This window comes from Undibacterium sp. TC9W (assembly GCF_049339865.1).
Lineage (GTDB): Bacteria > Pseudomonadota > Gammaproteobacteria > Burkholderiales > Burkholderiaceae_D > Undibacterium.
Map to the genome: position 1 here is coordinate 64,914 of NZ_JBMPPJ010000005.1, position 18,737 is coordinate 83,650.

Below are 18,737 nucleotides of genomic sequence, written 5' to 3' on the forward strand. Positions count from 1 at the left end.
ATTATTACTCGGTTGCAAGAGCAACCACTGATCCTGATTTTGTTTGAACGATCAGTTTAGCATCGACCACCAAAGGCGCTGCTAAAATCTGACTACCATCGGTAGTAATACGTCCGATGAAAGAACCATCTTCCCTTGACAGGAAGTGGACATAACCTGCGAAATCACCGACCGCAACTGCACGGTCATATGAAATTGGTGCCGACAGACGACGGTAGCTGAGCTTGTCATTGCGCCAGGCACTTGCACCACCATTGCGGGCAAAGGCATTCACAGCGCCGGTGACATCAGATGCGAACACGAAGCGCTCATCAACACTGACGCCAACATCGCTGGACAAAGGCTTGGCCCAGCGCAAAGCACCAGTAGCCACATCAAAACAAGCTACCCTACCCTGATAAGAACTGGCGCAAATATCACCGCCAAAGATCACCGGCGCACCAGAAACGTCTGCGACACGTTCGAGTTCGGTAGCACCTTTAGGTTCACCGACCGTTGCCTCCCAGCGCAAACCGCCGTTATTCAGCGCCAGTGAAGACATGCGGCCACCAGGCATGGCTACAATGGTCTGCTGCCCCTGTATCACGATGCCAGGTGCAAGGCGCAAAGTCAAAGGAGGCAATGGGCGCTCTATGGACCATTTACGTTCCCCGCTAGTCAGGTCATAAGCACTGACCTTGTTGTCAATACTACGAACCACAACCAGACCCTGACCAACAGCCGGAGCAGATAAAATTTCATTTGTACCCTGGGTTTTCCAGCGCAGCTTGCCGTCGAGGTCAAAAGCCAATACCTGGCCTTTTTCACCCGCAACTGCAATAGTTGTACCATCAACGCCCACACCTGCCGTCAAACGGGTACCGGCATTGATACGCCATACCGTGCGGCCTGTCGCCACTTCTATACGTGCCAGCGTGCCATCAGCCGCAGCTACATAAACATTTTGTGCATAGGCAGCAGGACTGAAAACATAGTTACCCGCAGTACCAATTGCCACTGTCCAGCTGGGTTTAATCGCCAGGCTGGACTTGATCTCAGTCAAAACTGCTGGCTGATTTTTTGCGTCGGATTTAGATGAAAATGGATTCAGCGAAGACAGTGTGGAACAGCCCGTCATTGCCATGAGTACAGATGATGCAACGAGCAGTTTGGCAGAAAATTGCATGTATGATTCCCCTTATTTACTGACAACTTTAGTATCTGCCACACCACCAATGACATCCAGCTTCATTTGCAAAGCCTGACGACCTGGACTTTTATCTGCCATTTTTTCCAGCGCTGACTTATACGCCGTACGTGCATCTTCTATTTTGTTTTGCGCTACATAGACATCGCCTTTGGCATCCAGCACATCAGCATCGAACTGTGCGGGGAAAGTACCTGACAGTTGCTTCAAGGCTTCGTCATAGGCTTTTTCATCCAGAGCGATGCCAGCCAGGCGTATTCTTGCCAAGGCCTTGTATTCATCTGCCTTGGAAGTATCTGCCACCCATTGCAACTGACTCTTGGCTGCCTTCAGATCATTCGCATCAAATGCACTCTTTGCGGCCACCAGCGCAGCCATGGGTGCATATGAAGTAGAGGCAAATTTGGCTTTCAAATCCTCTGTCACCGCCTGCACCTTCGCATTGTCTTTGGCGACAACCAATTTCTGCATTTCTTCATACAACTGTGATGCTTGCAATGTCTGGGTGTTTTGACGCGATGTCCATGCAGTCCAGCCAGCATAAGCGACCAGGGCAACGATCAATCCCCAGGTTGCCATGTTGCCGTATTTTTTCCAGATTGCCTTGAGGTTATCTAACTGCTCTTGTTCTTCTAAATCGTATGCCATAGTGTCTTTATCTATCTATTTTATTAATGTTATTAATATTTTTAATATGGATTAATGGTGTACATGGTGATGATTCGGGTCATCACAGCAATCTGCGTCTGCACTACCGGCGATTTGATCAACCAGATAATCCACAGCAGTATCGAAAGGCACGTTAACCTGATTATTTTCGCCGTCGGCCGCGCGCAATTCCTTGATACTCACTGTATTATTATTTGCCTCATCTTCACCGATGATGACAGCATAAGCCGCACCGCTGCCGTCAGCCTTTTTCATCTGGGATTTGAAACTGCCAACGCCATTGGCAGTTGCGCAATGTAACACAACATCCAGGCCTGCATCACGCAAACGCTCACTTAATACCATTGCCTGCATTTGCGCTTCTGCCCCCTGATGTACCAGATAAGCATCGCACATTGCAGGTTGATGCACGTCGCCATTGGCTTTCATCAATTCCAGCAGGCGCTCTATACCCATGGCAAAACCGCAGGCTGGTGTTGGCTTGCCACCAAAAATACCAAACAAGGCATCATAACGGCCGCCGGCGCAGACAGTACCCTGGGAACCCAGATCATCAGTAACCCATTCAAACACAGTGCGGTTATAGTAATCAAGACCACGCACCAGACGGGGATTGATGGTAAATATAATGCTGTTGTGACGCAAAATCTTTTGCACGCCTTCAAAGTGGGCCAGTGACTCTGCACCCAGATAGTCGAGCAATTTAGGTGCCGCATTAACCATCTCTTGCATCGCAGGATTCTTGGTGTCCAGAATACGCAAAGGATTCGTCAACAAACGCCTTTTTGCTTCAGCATCAAGAATGTCCTGATGTTGTTCGAAATAAGCGATCAACGCGGCCTTGTGCTGGTTGCGTTCTTCTGCATCGCCAATGGAATTCAATTCCAGGCGCACATTTTGCAACCCCAGGTCATCCCAGAAACGCTGGCACATCATGATCAGTTCGGCATCAATATCCGGGCCAGTAAAGCCCAGCGCCTCAGCACCTACCTGATGGAATTGACGGTAGCGGCCACGCTGTGGTTTCTCATGACGGAACATCGGGCCGGTATACCACAAGCGCCTTGGACCATCGTAAATGAGATTATGTTCAATCGCAGAACGTACGACACCTGCGGTACCTTCCGGGCGCAAAGTCAGCTTGTCACCATTCATGGAATCTTCAAAGGAATACATTTCCTTTTCGACGACATCCGTCACTTCGCCCAAACCACGCGCGAACAGATTGGTGGGCTCAACGATAGGTGTACGGACTTGCTGGAAGCCATAACTCTTCAATACAGATTGCACAGTATTTTCAAACAACTCCCACAACGGGGCGTCATCCGGCAAAAGGTCATTCATCCCTTTCACACCAGCGATTTTTTCTGCTTTTTTTATTTCCGACATACTTGCTACCTGATTTAATTATTTGTTACGCCATGCACCGGGGCATAGTGACTCTTGACATAGTCCAGTACGATTTCCTGGAATTCTTCTGCGATACGGTCGCCGCGCAAGGTAAGCGCCTTGGCACCATCGATAAATACTGGCGCCGCCGGCGACTCACCCGTACCGGGTAAACTGATACCGATGTTGGCGTGCTTGGATTCACCTGGGCCATTAACAATACAGCCCATGACGGCGACATTCATATTTTCTACGCCGGGATACTGGCTCTTCCAGACTGGCATTTGATTGCGCAGGAAACTCTGGATATCATCAGCCAGTTCCTGGAACACAGTCGAAGTAGTCCTGCCACAGCCGGGGCAGGCAATGACCATGGGTGTGAACTTACGCAAGCCCATGGTTTGCAAAATCTCTTGACCAACGATGACCTCTTTGCAGCGATCACCGCCAGGTTCTGGCGTCAGGGATATGCGTATGGTGTCGCCTATGCCTTCTTGCATCAGCACGGACAGCGCGGCTGTTGAGGCCACGATGCCTTTACTACCCATGCCCGCCTCAGTCAGTCCAAGATGCAAGGGGTAATCGCAACGCGCTGCCAGTTCACGGTAAACAGCGATCAAGTCCTGCACACCTGACACCTTGCAAGACAAAATAATTTTGTCGCCAGCCAGGCCTAACTCTTCAGCCTTTTGCGCACTCTCAATCGCAGACGTAATCAGCGCCTGATACATGACTGCCTGCACACTCAATGGCACAGGGCGTTTTGCATTGTCATCCATGATACGGGCCAGCAAGGCCTGATCCAGACTGCCCCAGTTAACACCGATGCGTACAGGCTTATCGTAGCGACATGCCATCTCTATCATCTGGGCAAACTGGGTATCACGTTTGGCACCCTTGCCTACATTGCCAGGATTAATCCGGTATTTGGATAAAGCTTTTGCACAATCAGGAAAGTCATTCAGTAGCGTGTGTCCATTGTAGTGAAAATCACCTACCAGCGGCACATCTATGCCCATTCTGTCCAGCTGCTCACGTATCGCCGGCACTGCCGCCGCCGCTTCCGCATTATTGACTGTGATACGCACCAGCTCTGAACCTGCCCTCGCCAATTCCTTGATTTGAATTGCCGTACCGATTGCATCGGCCGTATCGGTATTCGTCATGGACTGCACTACGACAGGCGCACCGCCACCCACCAGAACTTCGCGAGTGCCATAGACAACTTTGGCAGAACGGGATGCACGTCTAAGTTTGGGACCAGAACCGATTTCTGATAAAAAATCTGTCATCTTTACTTCACACTCAAATTAATGACATTACTATCCTTGCCCGGTGCAATTTCCATAGACTTGCCGCGCAACCAGCCTTCTACACCGGCAGCATTGCCTATTCTCAACTGCAAGGCTTCTTTCATGTCAAAGACTTCTTCAGTGCCAGCTTTTGCCAAATGAGAAGTTACAACGCTGCCGTTTTCACGTTTGACCTGTATCCAGGAATCCTGCTTGAATTTCAATTTCAGCTGATTATTTCCTGGTTCTGCAACAGCGGGCGCGACAAGCGCAGCGGTAGTTGACACCGGGCCAGGGACTACCGCAGCTGCAGGAGCCGGAACCGGAATTGCACTTTGCTGTGTCACTGCTTGCGCCGACACCGGTGTTTGCACATCCTGATTCACTTTAGGAGGCGCAACATCCTGGGTTTCTGGTTTTGCGTCATTGAGCGTACCAAGCACCGTAGGAATAGTCGATGCCGCAGGCTTGTCTGCTTCTGACTTGCCAGATGCAGACTCTGGATTTTCGACAGGTTTTTCAGGCTCTGCTTCAGTCGTTTTTTTTGCAGACTGCCCTGAGATCAGGCTTTTGATGTAATCGTTTTGCTCCAGCTTTTGAACCGCGACAAAGATCAAGGCACATGCAGCCAGCACTATCGCACCTATCACGTACTTGCGATTATTGTTGCTGTCCTGACGTCCAAGGAAAGGCGTACGCGACTCCATAAAAGGTGTTGCAAGGGTAGGACGCAAATCTGCATCCAGTCCAGACAACCCCTTTTCTGCAGGCAGGCAGTCAATTACTGGTGTCGGATCAAGCTTGAGAAGCTTTGCATAAGAGCGCACAAAACCGCGCACGATCACCATCTTGGGCAAGTCATCAAATTGATTACTCTCCAGCGCAAGTATCTGGCGCTGGGACAATTTGAGTTGATCCGCCACCTCTTGCACAGTCAAACCGAGTTGAACGCGCGCAGCAGACAATTGAGAACCGGCAGTCTGCACAACAGACAAAACCGCTTTAGTCTCAGATATCTCAGAAGCCAAAGGTTCTACAGGTAGATTCGCGCCCGCATCACTCATCAAACACTCCACGTTGATACAGAGAAAATTCATTTGAATTTGGATGACGGCGACGCAATTGCGTCGCCAGACTATTTACCGCAGCCTCATCACCCAGTTTTCTTTCGATTTTGATAGCAAGCCAGAATACATTCGCTGCCAACACGTCCAACTTAAGTACACGGCCAATATAAAACTTCGCCTGCTTGTATTCGCCGCGCTTGTAAAGCACATCGGCCAGATTCGCATTGATTTGCGGATTACCTGCATCTTCACGCAGACCCTGCATGAAATAACGTTCTGCAGCAAGCGTATCCTTCATACGCAAACTGCACAATCCAGCATTATTCAAGGCCTTGGCTGGCGCATTATAGGCGGGATCCTTGACAGCATTCTCTAGATACACCAGCCCCTGCTTTTCGCGACCATTCATACACAAGAACCAGCCATAATTATTGCCAATATCACTATTGCCTGGTGCGAGTTTCAGTGCGTGTTGAAAATTATCTTCCGCCAATTGCTTTTCACCCATATCCATGAATATAAGTGCACGCAGGCTAAAAGCATCAACCAGATCAGGAGCAATCAGCAAGGCTTGGCGAATCTCTTCGAGAGCAACTTTCTGCTGCCCCTGTTGATAATAACCAACCGCCAACTCCATGCGTATGGAAGCACGTTTTCGCGCATCCTGCTTTTCGGCAGACATGTTTTGATCTGGCCTGTCACCCTCAAGACTCTTGGATGCACATGCCGACAAGGACAGTGCCAGCACCGCCAACGCCCCGCTCAAAAAACATTGACGCATTTGAGAAATTTTCACTGAGTGATCTCCACGATCTTGCCAAAATTTTCGCCAAACTTCTTTTGATATTCCGCCATCTTTTGCATGCGCTCTTGCACGCGTGTTCTATCCTGCACTTCACCAGCCAATTGACCGCAAGCTGCATCGATATCATCGCCACGGGTTTTACGCGTGGTGGTCACAAGGCCCGCATCCAGCAAAATCTGGGCAAATGCCTTAATACGTGGATTGGCCGAGCGTTTCAGGCCAGATTCCGGGAAAGGATTAAAAGGAATCAGATTAAACTTGCATGGCACATCACGCACCAGCTCTATCAATTCCCGCGCATGGGCATCAGTGTCATTGACGCCATCCAGCATGCAATATTCAAACGTGACAAAGTCGCGCGGCGCAAATTCAAGGTAACGCTTACAAGCCGCCATCAACTCTTTCAATGGGTACTTCTTATTCAGTGGTATCAGGCTGTCACGCAAAACATCATTCGATGCATGTAGCGACACCGCCAACGCGACCGGGCATTCTTGCGACAGCTTGTCTATCATGGGCACAACACCGCTGGTAGATAGCGTCACACGGCGGCGCGACAAGCCATAGGCATTATCATCAAGCATGAGACGCAAGGCAGTCACAGTTGGTTCAAAATTCAGCAAAGGCTCGCCCATACCCATCATGACCACATTGGTGATCTGACGTTCACCCTTGGGGCCAGGAGCAATACCTTTAGTCTTGCGCAATTCAAATTCTGCCATCCAGAGCTGGCCTATGATTTCGCCTACGCTCAGATTGCGGTTAAAACCCTGTTTGCCGGTGGAACAAAAACGGCAATTCACTGCACAGCCAGCCTGGGTAGAAATACACAGGGTGCCACGGTTTTCTTCAGGGATGAATACAGTTTCTACCGCATTACCCTGGCCGACATCAACCAGCCATTTTCTGGTGCCATCCGTGGAAGTATGGTCACTGATCACAGCGGGAGCGGCAATCATCGCCCGCGTAGCGAGCTTCTCGCGCAGGGATTTCGCGAGGTCTGTCATTTCATCAAACGAACTGGCACCAAACTGGTGTATCCAGCGTTGCAATTGCTTGGCACGAAACGGCTTCTCACCCAAGTCACCGCAGTATGCGACGAGTTGCGCTGGATCCAGATCCAATAAATTTGTGAGTACCGTCATGATCTTCTCTTTCACACCTCATACAGCACCAGACTGTATGAGGTGCATATCTTAATTCTTTATTCTCTTACATGCAGACAAAGTCTGAATTAACGGGAATAAACGTTCAACGCTGGGAAGTAGTAAGCGATTTCCACAGCAGCTGTTTCTGGAGCATCAGAACCATGAACAGCGTTAGCATCGATAGAGTCAGCGAAATCAGCGCGGATTGTGCCTGCGTCTGCTTTCTTAGGATCTGTCGCGCCCATCAGGTCACGGTTTTTCAAAATTGCGCCTTCGCCTTCCAGAACCTGGATCATTACTGGGCCGGAGATCATGAAATCAACCAGATCCTTGAAGAAAGGACGGGCGCTGTGAACAGCGTAGAAACCTTCAGCTTCTGCACGGGACAACTGCGCCATACGGGCAGCAACTACTTTCAGGCCAGCGCCTTCAAAGCGGCTGTAAATTTGACCGATGACGTTTTTTGCAACTGCATCAGGCTTAATAATAGACAATGTACGTTCGATAGCCATCTAAAAACTCCAATAAAAAGAAAGGGTTAAGAAAAATTTCAATAATTCATCTAACCTTAGATTTTAACATGAAACCACCATCCCAGATATGTCTTTCAAGAAATACAATTGGTCGCAGACTGGATCAATTAAATTTTAATTATCTAAAACAGGGATTTCATTGCATCAAAGCAAATCCACGATTCATTGCCAGCAATAATTGCCAGCTACATTGATGGATTTGCTTCTGCAAAAATCTAGATCAGATCAAAAACTGCCATAGATTCCACGTGGGAAGTGTGCGGGAACATATTGACGACACCCGCGCTACTTAGACGATAGCCGGCCTGATTGACCAGCATGCCAGCATCCCTGGCCAGGGTTGATGGACTACATGAGACATATACCAGGCGCTTGGGTTTTAATTCCGGTGCAATTTCACCTAGATCGATCAAAGCCTGACAGACAGCCATGGCACCATCACGTGGCGGATCAATCAAAAAGCGGTCAAATTTGCCCAGCTTGACGAAGTCTTGCGCCGTCACTTCGAAGAGGTTGCGGGTACTGAAGGATGTTTTATCTGCCAGGCCATTGTGCCTGGCATTTTCCAAAGCGCGCTCAGTAAGGGTGTCACTACCCTCTATACCTACCACCTCCCTCGCAAGAGTAGCGATAGGCAAAGTAAAATTACCCAGCCCACAGAACAGATCGGCTATGCGCTCATCTTTTTGCACATCCAGCATGCGCAAAGCACGTGCCACCAGAACACGGTTGATATGATGATTCACCTGGGTAAAGTCGGTAGGCTTGAAAGGCATTTTGACACCAAACTCTGGCAACAGATAATGCAAATCACTGGTCGCAGGATAATAAGGTTCTGCGGTATCGGGACCCTTGGTTTGCAACCACCATTGCACCTGATACTGATCCGCAAATGCTCTCAGTTTGACTTCATCATCCTTGGTCAAAGGTGCCATGATGCGCAACACCATGGCCGTGACGCCCTCGCCTATCGCCAACTCGATTTGCGGCAAAGCCTCAACAATGGAGAGTGAAGCTACCAAGCCACGCAAAGGCATGAGCATGGCCGAGACATGTTCGGGCAATATCTCACAGGTCTCCATATTGGCGACATAACGTGATTTTTTTTCATGAAAACCAACCAATACCGTGTCCTTTTTAATCACATGACGTACTGACAAACGGGCGCGGTAGCGATAACCCCAGGTAGGGCCGATGATGGGACGCAGCATAATATCGGATTTAACCTTGCTGATATGCCAAAGATTATCCTCCAGCACGCGCTGCTTCATGGCAACCTGGGCATTGGCATCCAGATGCTGCATGGAACAACCGCCGCAAGTACCAAAAAACTCACATTTAGGCTCCACTCTTTGTGAAGACTCACGCACCACACTCATCATGGTGGCGGCTTCCCAACTGGCTTTTTTCTTGTAAGTGCTAAATTCGACCAACTCACCCGGCAATGCGCCATCGACAAAAACCACCTTGCCAGCGCTGCCATCTTCGTTTTGCAAATTACCGACGCCGCGCGCGTCCATATCTAAAGAGCGAATTTCTATTGTATTCATGGAAATTAATGGCGCAAAACACATCACGCCGATGGGAAGTGAGATTTAAAAGACGGAATTATAAGAGATGCGCGGACGCGCACCCCAAGAAATATGTAAATTGCTCAGCGAATCCGGATTAAAGTACCGAATCGCGTCCCACACCACGGGACGCAAATGAGCGCTTAAGCTTGATCAAGGCTTCTTGCTGTATCTGGCGAACTCGCTCACGGGTGATTCCCATTTCATCGGCCAGGGTTTCCAGCGTTGCCGGATCATCATTATCAAGTCCAAAACGTCGCACGATGACGATGCGTTGCTTATCAGGCAATTTTGACAACCAGTCCCTGACCAGGATCGTCATTTCATGCTGCTCGGCGCGAATGTCTGGCGCATCATCACTATCGCCTGGCAACATGTCCATCAGACTGGACTGAGGATCATTATCCAGCGGTGTGTCCAGCGAAGTTGCGTGCTCGGACAGGGTCAGAATATCCTGCACTTCATCGACGGGCCTATCGACCAGCAGTGCAATATCTTCAAGTGCCGCATCCCTACCATCGCGCCTTTGCGATTCAAGGTGGTACTTGGCCCGCAATATCTGATTCAGTTCGCGCACCATGTGCACAGGCAGACGTATGGTCCTAGCCTGGTTCATGATGGCGCGCTCTATGCTCTGGCGTATCCACCACGTCGCATAAGTTGAAAAGCGAAAACCACGCTCAGGCTCAAACTTGTCAATGGCATGCATGAGGCCCAGATTGCCCTCTTCTATCATGTCGAGCAAAGCAACGCCGCGGTTGATATAGTGTTTGGCAATCGACACGACCAGGCGCAGGTTATGCTCTATCATTTTTTGCCTGGCTTCAAAATTACCTTGCTTGGCCAGGGTTGCATAATGCAGTTCTTCAGCAGAGGCGAATAAGGGCCGGGTACCTATCTGATTCAAATAGTATTGCGTGGTATCGGTAGAAAGCTCGGCAGCAAGAACATTTTTTAACTCATCAATAGGTGCAACAATGAGCGCCGCAGGATCTTCACTTTGCTCTTCCTGCCCCTCTTGCGTCAGATCCGCCGCATCATCCATATCTGCAGCATCTGAGGTGGAGTGCGCATCAACATCAGCGCCGTCCGGCGACATATCCGGCTCATCGCCAGCGGCAGAGTTTTCCAACTTGTAGGTGCTTAAATTGTTATGCATGATCTGAGCTGGTTTGGGAATCCGGTGAGTGAGTCCTGCTTAAACAAATTATTGCTGAAAATAACAATATTAATTTACCAATACAGTTTTTTTGGAATTACCCTACATAAAAAATGTCAATTTGCGCAAAACATCGATACTTGCTGCATCTCCACAACAAAACCACTTAGCGGGCCGGCAGATATCTGGCTGGATCTACCGGTTTCCCCTGCACCCTGATCTCGAAATGCAGCTTCACCGTATCACTATCAGAATTTCCCATTTCAGCGATTTTTTGCCCTTTGGTGATGCTCTGCCCTTCTTTGACGAGTATGGACTTGTTATGCGCATAGGCTGACAGCAAAGTACTGGTATGTTTAATAATCACCAGATTACCATAACCACGGATGCCGCTACCTGCATACAAAACTTTACCTGCGCCTGCCGACAATACATCCTGCCCCAGTTTGCCGGCAATATCAAAACCCTTGTTCTTAACATCGTCAAATGTCGCCAGGACTTTACCGTCAGCAGGCCACATCCAATCAACACTTTCAGTCTCAGTTGTCGATTCTGAGACTTTGGCTGGTGTAGCAGGAGTTTCGGACTTGGTAACTGGCACTGTCGGTGTGACGGAAGCTACTACTGTGGAATCCGTTTTTTGCAACTCGGCGAGATTAGCCTCTGAATATGGCCGCTTATCACCGCGCGGACTGGTTTTGTTGGTAGCTGCATTCACTGGCAAGGGTTTGACTTCAATTCCGGCATTCGATGCCACTACTGAAGTTTGCGCCCCCTGGACAGCATCCGGTGGCGCAACTCGCAGAACCTGACCTACTTTGATGTCATTCGGGTTTTTCAGGTCGTTCCAGGCAACCAGGTCACTATAACTTTGCCCATGATCCAGGGCGATTCTATACAGGCCATCACCACGCTTGACGACATAGGTACCGCGCGTATTATCAGGCACTTTAACTACTGGCTTAATAAGTTCAACCACAGGAGGAGGATCAACTGGCCTGGGGTCAAAGCCACGCTCCACGACCGGCGCTTTATTCTGAACATTGGTGGTACACGCAGTCACAAGCGCCAGGACTGTGATGGACAAACCAGTTTGTATTATTCGCTGTATTTTCTTCATTTCTGTTTTAATCTATCAAATTCATTGTTGCCATGGGCAAAGCTAAATTACACCGGGATGCAGAGGCACAAAATGGCAGGATTCGAGCACAGAACTCTTCCATTCATAAGTGGATACACGTTCTATCAATTGCAACACCTGATTACGCCCCCCCACAGGGGCAACCAGCCTGCCACCTACCCGCAACTGTTTTAGCAGGGCCTGAGGCACTTCCAATCCCGCTGCTGCCAATATGATACCGTCAAAAGGAGCCTCACCCGGCAAACCCTGCATGCCATCACCATATAAAAGCCGGATATTCGCGATACGCATAGGGCGCAAATTGCTTTTGGCGAGCTCATGCAAGGCCTTGATACGCTCGATGGAATACACTTCCTTGACCATTACAGACAGGACGGCTGCCTGATAGCCGCAGCCGGTACCAATCTCAAGCACGCGCTCCAACTTGCCACCATTACGCATGATCTCCAGCATACGGGCCACAATATACGGTTGCGAAATGGTCTGGTGATGACCTATCGGCAAAGACGCATCGACATAGGCCTGGCTGGCCATGCCGGACTCCAGAAACAGATGCCTGGGCACAGCCTGCAAAGCAGCCAGCACGGTCGCATCCTTGACACCCTGTTGAGCGACACGTGCGACCATGGCACGCCTGACACCTTCAGACACCAGGGGACCTGATAATAAGGATGGTGACAAACCCGCCGAAGTGCCCGCAGCACCCTGCGGCACATGCATTTGCTGCGATTTTGCGGCCTTTGCTGCAGCCACACCACTTAAATGATGTGCTGCATTGCGCATGGCAGTTTGCGGCATGGCGGTATGTCGTACCGCCCCACTACCAGCTTTGTCTTTTTGGTTCACCACAGAAGACAAGGGTAAGGGAAAGCGCTTATCCTTGGTTGTCATGCAAAATCCATATCCAGATCAGCCAGCTGGCGCGTATTCGTCAAATCTATCTGCAAAGGTGTCACCGACACAAAATGCCTGGCCGTCGTATCAAAATCTGTTCCTGCACTAGCATCCCGCGCGGCGCCGGGCGGGCCTATCCAGTAGATATCCCTGCCGTGCGGGTCTGTCATGTGGATGACAGGTTCAGAGGTATGACGTTTACCCAGACGCGCCTTGCGCACTCCCTTGATTTCATCAAACGGCAAATTCGGTATATTTACATTCAGCAGGTATGGGCTAGCCATGCCAGTGAAGCCACGCTTCACCATATCCAGCGCAATACGTGCCGCTGAATCCAGATGCGTCCAGGCTTTTTCAGTTTGCGAAAAGGCAATTGCCGGAATGCCAAACAAAAACCCTTCAGTCGCTGCGGCTACGGTACCAGAATACAAAGTATCGTCCCCCATATTCTGTCCCTGATTGATACCAGAAACGATCAGGTCAGGTTTTTCTTTCATGATGGCGGTCAGGGCGATGTGCACACAGTCAGAAGGAGTACCATTCACAAAGTAAAAACCATTACTGGCACGTTGCACACTCAAGGGCCGGTCCAGGGTCAAGGCATTCGACGCCCCGGAACGATTACTGTCGGGAGCCACCACGGTAATCTCGGCAATTGATGCCATGGCCTCAGCGAGCGCCACGATGCCAGGAGCGAGATAGCCATCATCATTACTGATCAGAATTTTCATGTTTTGTATTCTACCTGATGCTGAAATATAAATTTCTACAGAGAACAGATTTTTACGGCATAATCACAAAATCAAACGGTCGTACTATTTTATGGAGACATCAAAATGAAAGCTGTTGTTTGCAAGGAGTGGGGATTGCCAGACACTTTGGTGATAGAAGACTTGGCAGATCTGGTGCCTGCACCCGGCCAGGTTGCTATTAACGTCAAGGCAGCAGGCGTCAACTTCCCCGACGTATTGATCATACAAAACAAGTACCAGTTCAAACCTGAATTGCCATTTACGCCGGGCAGCGAATTGTCCGGGATAGTCTATGCTGTTGGTGAAGGTGTCAGCCATGTCAAGGTTGGTGACAAGGTGATTGCCTTTATTGGCAATGGTGCGTTTGCACAACAGGTAGTTGCCCCTGCCAATGCCGTCATGCCCATGCCACCAGGCATGGACTTTGACGTTGCAGCAGCGATCACCCTGACCTATGGTACCTCCCATCATGCAGTGGTAGATCGTGCCCAGTTAAAAGCTGGTGAAACCATGTTGGTATTGGGCGCTGCCGGTGGCGTCGGCCTTGCCGCAATAGAAATCGGCAAGGCTCTGGGTGCCCGTGTCATTGCAGCAGCATCGACCGATGAAAAACTCGACATTTGCAAGCAGCATGGTGCGGATATCACGATCAACTATAGCAATCAGGATTTGCGCGAAGCCATCAAGGCAGCTACCGATGGCAAAGGGCCGGATGTGATTTATGACCCAGTCGGTGGCATTTACGCAGAACCCGCGTTCCGCTCCATAGGCTGGCGAGGCCGCTACCTGGTGGTGGGTTTTGCCAACGGCGAAATACCCAAGCTGCCACTGAATCTGACTCTGCTCAAAGGCGCCTCTCTGGTTGGTGTTTTCTGGGGTGAGTTTGCCAAGCGTGAACCTAAAGCCAATCTGGCTGCCATGCGTGAGCTGATGGGCTGGCTGCACGAAGGAAAAATCAAGCCGCGTATCTCTGGCCGCTATGCACTCAAAGACACACCAGCAGCCTTGAACGACCTGGCAGCCCGCAAAGTGACTGGCAAGATAGTCATACAACCTGAAAAATAAAGCTTAAGACCTCGCCTCAGTGCGAGGTCCGCCTCCCCAAAAAAGGATTACTTGCTAACGATTGTTGGCAGCCTCACCGAGCCAATAACGATTGATGTCCTTGATGCCCCATTTGGCTGCATCCTCACGTGAAGCGATCTTGTCATTCATGCCCGGGCGCGACAAATCGATCAGTTCAGGTGCGATATAGGCCATGGATTTGGCAGAGAAGAATACCCTGACTTTGGGCAATAAAAGCGACTTACCAATTTGTTGCTCAACGACGACAGCCAGCCTGCCAGACTCCAGCTTGACCAGAGTGCCGACAGGATAAATACCTATGCTTTTGACAAAGGCCTGAAAGATTTTCTCATCAAAATGCCCATTGCTCCACTCCGCCATTTTGCGCAGCGATTCGGCTGGACACCAACCTTGCTTATAAGGCCGGTCTGAAGTAATCGCATCATACACATCGCATACTGCCCCCATGCGCGCATATAAGCTGATCTCATCCCCTTTCAGGCGTCTTGGGTAACCTGTGCCATCTATTTTCTCGTGATGATGGAGACACACATCCAAGGCAATCGCACTGACGCCCTTGGCTTCTTTCAGCATTTTGTAGCCAGCCACCGGATGTTCCTTGACGGAGACAAATTCAGCATCCGTCAATTTTCCTGGCTTATTCAAAATATCAGCATCGACCATCATCTTGCCTATATCGTGCAACAAGCCAGCCAAGCCGGCCTCTCTGGTTGCCTCTTCAGACAAGCCCAGTTGCTTGGCTAATGCCACCATCAGTGCACACACGGCAATCGAGTGCATGTAAGTGTAATCATCTTTGGTCTTGAGCCTGGCCAGACCTATCAGGGCACCAGGATTGCGCATGACAGAATCAGCAATTTCCTCCACCATATTCTGGGCATTACCAACATCCACTGCCTTGCCCATGCGCGCCTCACTAAACATGCTGAACACGGCTTGCTTGGATTTACTGACAATGGCAGAAGCACGCCCAAGTTCATCATCCATGGAGACTGAGCTGATCTGGCGTGGCTGTGGAGCAGGTTCTGGCAGGGGTTCTGGTGTGGGTTCAGGCTGCGGCTCTGGCTCAGGTTCGGTAGCCTTTTTTTCTACCGCGTCTTGCAGAACATCAAGACCCTTGCTGACATCTATCCAGGCGTGACGGATTTTGGTTGCCTGGATTTTTTTTAATTCTTCAGCTTCCCCAAGCAAGAAAGACTTTTGCCAGAACGGTGTATCTATCCAGGAACTGCAAAGTTCCTGCACATACATGCCAATCCTCAGTTGAGCAACTTCAATTTTCTTCAACATAGGCAGGGAAAAGTTATAAATTGGGTAAGCAAACAACGCTTCAATGAGTGTCACCCAATTATTCTACAAAGCTCAACTACAAGCCAGCAGTTAAAGCAGCATATTACAAAATTTTTCCTTCAGGCAATTTACCCAATAAATTCATGGGACGGAAAAAATCCTGCATGGTTTTGTTATTAATGAAACTCAAATTATATGGATGCTCAGCACTGATGTGCTCGTACAGTGCGGTCTCAGGTATGACACGAAGCTGCTCTGCAATCTTACCCCACAAGACTAACACTGCCTTTTGCCTTTTGTGCGAACTTTGATATTGATGTAGCGCAGATAAAACTGTTTGCAGAAATGGCTGCCATGCTTTTGCATCTTTTACCGGAGCTGTGTCTTCACGAAATACCAGGCTGGCATTCAATAGTAAAAATCCTCGTGCGATGAGCTTGTGTTGTAAATCGTCCAGCGTCTGTACAAAACCGCCCTCAGGCAGACGCGCCAGCGTGGCAACAGCAGCCATGGCGACACCAGCAGTTGCCTCTTGTTCCAAATGACCAGAAGCAACCAGCAACATCTTCATAAAGTTTCGCAGGGACGTGGCGCGATTGACTTTCTTGGATAAGCCCCCCCCCTCTTCATCAGACCACAAGCTTTTGACCGCACCATCCATAAAACAATAACCAGTAGCACTTTCCGCACGCGGATAAGGCCCTTCACCCATCAAGATAAATCGTACATCATTCATGGGCATGGAAAAGGCAGCGAATAACCTGCCTTGATTGGGCAAATACTCAGATCTCGTTAACCCGGAAAAATAATCGGGGCTGGCATCATGCACTCGCTGCAATCCCGTCTCTATTGCAGGCCTCCAGGAGGAATGTGCCTGCTGAATTGCCAGACGTACATCTTCTGGGCACACATCTTGCCAAGAACTCATTGCTGCCCGCCCGGCATCGCAGATGGCAAAGAAGCCGTAGGCAAGCCCGGTGTCACCATAGGTGGTGGTGGGCTGCTGATGGGCCCGCCAGGTGCATCATTGTGCTTTGCTGAAGGAAATGCGACAGGCGCAACTTGAGGTGGCACTGAATTCGATTGATTTAAAGGTGGAATTTGCGCAGGTCCACGGTTCATGTCTGGCGTTTGCGGCAATTCTACACGGCGCATGATGCCTGATTCAGAAACTATCACATATTGTTCATGCACTTCTTTCAAAATGACACCAGGGGCAACTTCTTTGTTCATGGCCACGGCCAACGAAGGCTTGCCATTGGCACTGATGATGGCAAGGCTCTTTTCAGCCCGCTTTGCCAGCACTATGCCTTTTAATTGATAGTTAGTGGCGGCAGCCTGCGCTACCTGACTATTACCAAAAATACCGCCCCATTGCCCGGTACCAGGCTCATAGCTATTTTGCTGAAATCCAGCGGCGACAGCTCTGGCCTGTGGTTTGAACAAGCGCAGAGCCCAAAAACTCAGAGACGCACAAAGTGCGACAAATACAATAAACGTCACAAGGACAGGCAAGCGTTTCATTTTTATCCTTTTAGCGTACCAATTGATTTATTTCTATGATAGGCATCAGTACCGCCAGCACGATCAGCAAGACGACGACACCCATGGTAAGGATCAATACCGGCTCCAGAAAGCCAGCCATGGTCATTGCCCGGCGCTCAAGGTCCTGCTCCTGGGTATTTGACGCACGCTCCAGCATGGCGGGCAATTCACCGGTCACCTCACCAGCTCTGATCATGTGTATCAGCATAGGTGGAAAATGCTTGTGTGCCGACAAGGCGCGCGCCAGACTGACACCCTCCCTGACACTGGCCGTTGCCTCTTCCACCTGTGCCCGCATGGCCACATTGGACAAGGTTTCACGGCTGGTTTGCAAAGCCCGCAGGATAGGTACACCTGAGCCTGTCGTAATCGCCAATGTGCTGGCGAACCTTGCCGTATTCAGGCTGCGTTCAAACTTGCCATACAGAGGCGCGTGCAATAACCAGCGATGCCAGCGCATCTTGAAATCAGGATTGCGCAAAGCCAGCCGCCATAGGGAGAAAGCAGCCACCAACAGAATTGCAACGATCCAGCCATAAGCCCGTACAAAATCTGAAATTGCCAGCATCACCAGTGTCAGGAAAGGTAGCTTCTGTTTGGTATTGGCAAAAACAGAAACAATTTGGGGCACCACATAAGTCAGCAAGAAAATCACGATGGCAAAAGCCACCACGGTCACGATTGCCGGATAAGTAAATGCCAGCCTGACTTTCTGCACCAGCGAATTACGCCTCTCTATGTAATCGGCCAGTCGCGACAACACCCGCGACAAATGGCCGATATGCTCGCCCGAAGCCACCAGTGCGCAATAGATATCGGTAAAATCATTGGGATGCTGCTTCAGCGCGTCAGACAGGGAATTACCGGCCATGACTTCCGAGCGTATAGAACCAACCAGGTCACGGACATAAGTGCGCTCTGATTGCTCAAGCAGAGCAGACAGGGATTGCTCAAGCGGTAAGCCAGCCTCCAGCAGGCTGGACAATTGCCTGGTAAACAAGGCGTTTTCTACGGTAGAAAGATGATCAGCAAAGAAGCTGGTCTTGCGCTTGCCACCCGCATCCATTTGATTGGCAATAGCCTCTACAGTAACCGGCACCAGACCCTGCGCTCGCAAGTCACTGCGGGCTGCCCGGGCACTATCGGCATTTAATACGCCTTTGCTGGTATGGCCCGTGGTATCAACAGCCTCATATCGAAATGCTGGCAT

The 18,737-nt window shown here is 50.0% G+C and carries 18 protein-coding genes; 1 reads left to right on the plus strand and 17 read right to left on the minus strand.

The window, feature by feature from the left end; all coding sequences use genetic code 11:
- Positions 1-4 precede the first annotated feature (4 nt).
- The 13 genes from bamB to surE all read right to left on the minus strand — a co-directional run bounded on the left by bamB (position 5) and on the right by surE (position 13,585).
- Entirely contained in the window at positions 5-1,165 is a 1,161-nt protein-coding gene (gene bamB, locus ACO0LN_RS08090; protein ID WP_422972621.1) for an outer membrane protein assembly factor BamB, read from the minus strand.
- Positions 1,166-1,177: 12 nt separating this feature from the next.
- Entirely contained in the window at positions 1,178-1,834 is a 657-nt protein-coding gene (locus ACO0LN_RS08095) for a YfgM family protein (protein ID WP_422972623.1), read from the minus strand.
- A gap of 51 nt (positions 1,835-1,885) precedes the next feature.
- Entirely contained in the window at positions 1,886-3,244 is a 1,359-nt protein-coding gene (gene hisS / locus ACO0LN_RS08100) for a histidine--tRNA ligase (RefSeq protein WP_422972625.1), read from the minus strand.
- Positions 3,245-3,258: 14 nt separating this feature from the next.
- On the minus strand, positions 3,259-4,536 hold the full coding sequence (ispG, locus tag ACO0LN_RS08105) for a flavodoxin-dependent (E)-4-hydroxy-3-methylbut-2-enyl-diphosphate synthase (RefSeq protein WP_422972627.1): 1,278 nt from the start codon (positions 4,534-4,536) through the stop codon (positions 3,259-3,261).
- Between the two features lie 2 nt (positions 4,537-4,538).
- Entirely contained in the window at positions 4,539-5,600 is a 1,062-nt protein-coding gene (locus ACO0LN_RS08110; protein ID WP_422972629.1) for a helix-turn-helix domain-containing protein, read from the minus strand.
- Positions 5,593-6,399: a type IV pilus biogenesis/stability protein PilW gene (pilW, locus tag ACO0LN_RS08115; RefSeq protein ID WP_422972631.1), complete on the minus strand. Its 807-nt coding sequence runs from the start codon at positions 6,397-6,399 to the stop codon at positions 5,593-5,595. Before pilW ends, ACO0LN_RS08110 begins: the two co-directional genes overlap by 8 nt.
- The gene (gene rlmN, locus ACO0LN_RS08120) at positions 6,396-7,556 is read right to left on the minus strand and encodes a 23S rRNA (adenine(2503)-C(2))-methyltransferase RlmN (RefSeq protein WP_422973104.1); all 1,161 of its coding nucleotides are present in this window, start codon (positions 7,554-7,556) and stop codon (positions 6,396-6,398) included. Before rlmN ends, pilW begins: the two co-directional genes overlap by 4 nt.
- 86 nt (positions 7,557-7,642) lie before the next feature.
- On the minus strand, positions 7,643-8,068 hold the full coding sequence (gene ndk / locus ACO0LN_RS08125; protein WP_110253161.1) for a nucleoside-diphosphate kinase: 426 nt from the start codon (positions 8,066-8,068) through the stop codon (positions 7,643-7,645).
- A 236-nt stretch (positions 8,069-8,304) separates the two neighbouring features.
- Positions 8,305-9,639, minus strand: a complete 1,335-nt coding sequence (gene rlmD / locus ACO0LN_RS08130; protein ID WP_422972633.1) for a 23S rRNA (uracil(1939)-C(5))-methyltransferase RlmD — start codon at positions 9,637-9,639, stop codon at positions 8,305-8,307.
- Positions 9,640-9,757: 118 nt separating this feature from the next.
- Entirely contained in the window at positions 9,758-10,819 is a 1,062-nt protein-coding gene (gene rpoS / locus ACO0LN_RS08135) for an RNA polymerase sigma factor RpoS (protein WP_422972634.1), read from the minus strand.
- Positions 10,820-10,985: 166 nt separating this feature from the next.
- Positions 10,986-11,939, minus strand: a complete 954-nt coding sequence (locus ACO0LN_RS08140; RefSeq protein ID WP_422972636.1) for a peptidoglycan DD-metalloendopeptidase family protein — start codon at positions 11,937-11,939, stop codon at positions 10,986-10,988.
- A 42-nt stretch (positions 11,940-11,981) separates the two neighbouring features.
- Positions 11,982-12,851: a protein-L-isoaspartate(D-aspartate) O-methyltransferase gene (locus ACO0LN_RS08145; RefSeq protein WP_422972638.1), complete on the minus strand. Its 870-nt coding sequence runs from the start codon at positions 12,849-12,851 to the stop codon at positions 11,982-11,984.
- The gene (surE, locus tag ACO0LN_RS08150) at positions 12,848-13,585 is read right to left on the minus strand and encodes a 5'/3'-nucleotidase SurE (protein WP_422972640.1); all 738 of its coding nucleotides are present in this window, start codon (positions 13,583-13,585) and stop codon (positions 12,848-12,850) included. Before surE ends, ACO0LN_RS08145 begins: the two co-directional genes overlap by 4 nt.
- A 105-nt stretch (positions 13,586-13,690) precedes the next feature.
- Here surE and ACO0LN_RS08155 point away from each other — a divergent pair, with 105 nt between their 5' ends.
- Complete coding sequence (locus tag ACO0LN_RS08155; protein ID WP_422972642.1) at positions 13,691-14,671, plus strand: NADPH:quinone oxidoreductase family protein; 981 nt, start codon at positions 13,691-13,693, stop codon at positions 14,669-14,671.
- A 54-nt stretch (positions 14,672-14,725) separates the two neighbouring features.
- Here the strand turns inward: ACO0LN_RS08155 and ACO0LN_RS08160 are convergent, their stop codons facing one another.
- From ACO0LN_RS08160 to gspF, 4 genes are all read right to left on the minus strand, one after another.
- The gene (locus ACO0LN_RS08160) at positions 14,726-15,982 is read right to left on the minus strand and encodes an HD-GYP domain-containing protein (RefSeq protein ID WP_422972644.1); all 1,257 of its coding nucleotides are present in this window, start codon (positions 15,980-15,982) and stop codon (positions 14,726-14,728) included.
- A 103-nt stretch (positions 15,983-16,085) separates the two neighbouring features.
- Positions 16,086-16,910, minus strand: coding sequence for a uracil-DNA glycosylase (locus ACO0LN_RS08165; protein WP_422972646.1), 825 nt, complete (start codon positions 16,908-16,910; stop codon positions 16,086-16,088).
- Positions 16,907-17,506, minus strand: a complete 600-nt coding sequence (locus tag ACO0LN_RS08170) for a type II secretion system protein N (RefSeq protein WP_422972648.1) — start codon at positions 17,504-17,506, stop codon at positions 16,907-16,909. The genes ACO0LN_RS08165 and ACO0LN_RS08170 overlap by 4 nt, the downstream gene beginning before the upstream one ends.
- 10 nt (positions 17,507-17,516) lie before the next feature.
- Positions 17,517-18,737, minus strand: a complete 1,221-nt coding sequence (gene gspF / locus ACO0LN_RS08175) for a type II secretion system inner membrane protein GspF (protein WP_422972650.1) — start codon at positions 18,735-18,737, stop codon at positions 17,517-17,519.

Excerpts from the sequence above, each read along its gene's own strand:
- ACO0LN_RS08155 (WP_422972642.1), top strand. The coding sequence starts at position 13,691 with ATGAAAGCTGTTGTTTGCAAGGAGTGGGGATTGCCAGACACTTTGGTG.
- ACO0LN_RS08170 (WP_422972648.1), bottom strand. The coding sequence starts at position 17,506 with ATGAAACGCTTGCCTGTCCTTGTGACGTTTATTGTATTTGTCGCACTT.
- ACO0LN_RS08145 (WP_422972638.1), bottom strand. The coding sequence starts at position 12,851 with ATGACAACCAAGGATAAGCGCTTTCCCTTACCCTTGTCTTCTGTGGTG.
- ACO0LN_RS08165 (WP_422972646.1), bottom strand. The coding sequence starts at position 16,910 with ATGAGTTCTTGGCAAGATGTGTGCCCAGAAGATGTACGTCTGGCAATT.
- bamB (WP_422972621.1), bottom strand. The coding sequence starts at position 1,165 with ATGCAATTTTCTGCCAAACTGCTCGTTGCATCATCTGTACTCATGGCA.
- ispG (WP_422972627.1), bottom strand. The coding sequence starts at position 4,536 with ATGACAGATTTTTTATCAGAAATCGGTTCTGGTCCCAAACTTAGACGT.
- hisS (WP_422972625.1), bottom strand. The coding sequence starts at position 3,244 with ATGTCGGAAATAAAAAAAGCAGAAAAAATCGCTGGTGTGAAAGGGATG.
- ACO0LN_RS08140 (WP_422972636.1), bottom strand. The coding sequence starts at position 11,939 with ATGAAGAAAATACAGCGAATAATACAAACTGGTTTGTCCATCACAGTC.
- ACO0LN_RS08160 (WP_422972644.1), bottom strand. The coding sequence starts at position 15,982 with ATGTTGAAGAAAATTGAAGTTGCTCAACTGAGGATTGGCATGTATGTG.
- surE (WP_422972640.1), bottom strand. The coding sequence starts at position 13,585 with ATGAAAATTCTGATCAGTAATGATGATGGCTATCTCGCTCCTGGCATC.
- ACO0LN_RS08095 (WP_422972623.1), bottom strand. The coding sequence starts at position 1,834 with ATGGCATACGATTTAGAAGAACAAGAGCAGTTAGATAACCTCAAGGCA.
- ndk (WP_110253161.1), bottom strand. The coding sequence starts at position 8,068 with ATGGCTATCGAACGTACATTGTCTATTATTAAGCCTGATGCAGTTGCA.
- rpoS (WP_422972634.1), bottom strand. The coding sequence starts at position 10,819 with ATGCATAACAATTTAAGCACCTACAAGTTGGAAAACTCTGCCGCTGGC.
- ACO0LN_RS08110 (WP_422972629.1), bottom strand. The coding sequence starts at position 5,600 with ATGAGTGATGCGGGCGCGAATCTACCTGTAGAACCTTTGGCTTCTGAG.
- rlmD (WP_422972633.1), bottom strand. The coding sequence starts at position 9,639 with ATGAATACAATAGAAATTCGCTCTTTAGATATGGACGCGCGCGGCGTC.
- gspF (WP_422972650.1), bottom strand. The coding sequence starts at position 18,737 with ATGCCAGCATTTCGATATGAGGCTGTTGATACCACGGGCCATACCAGC.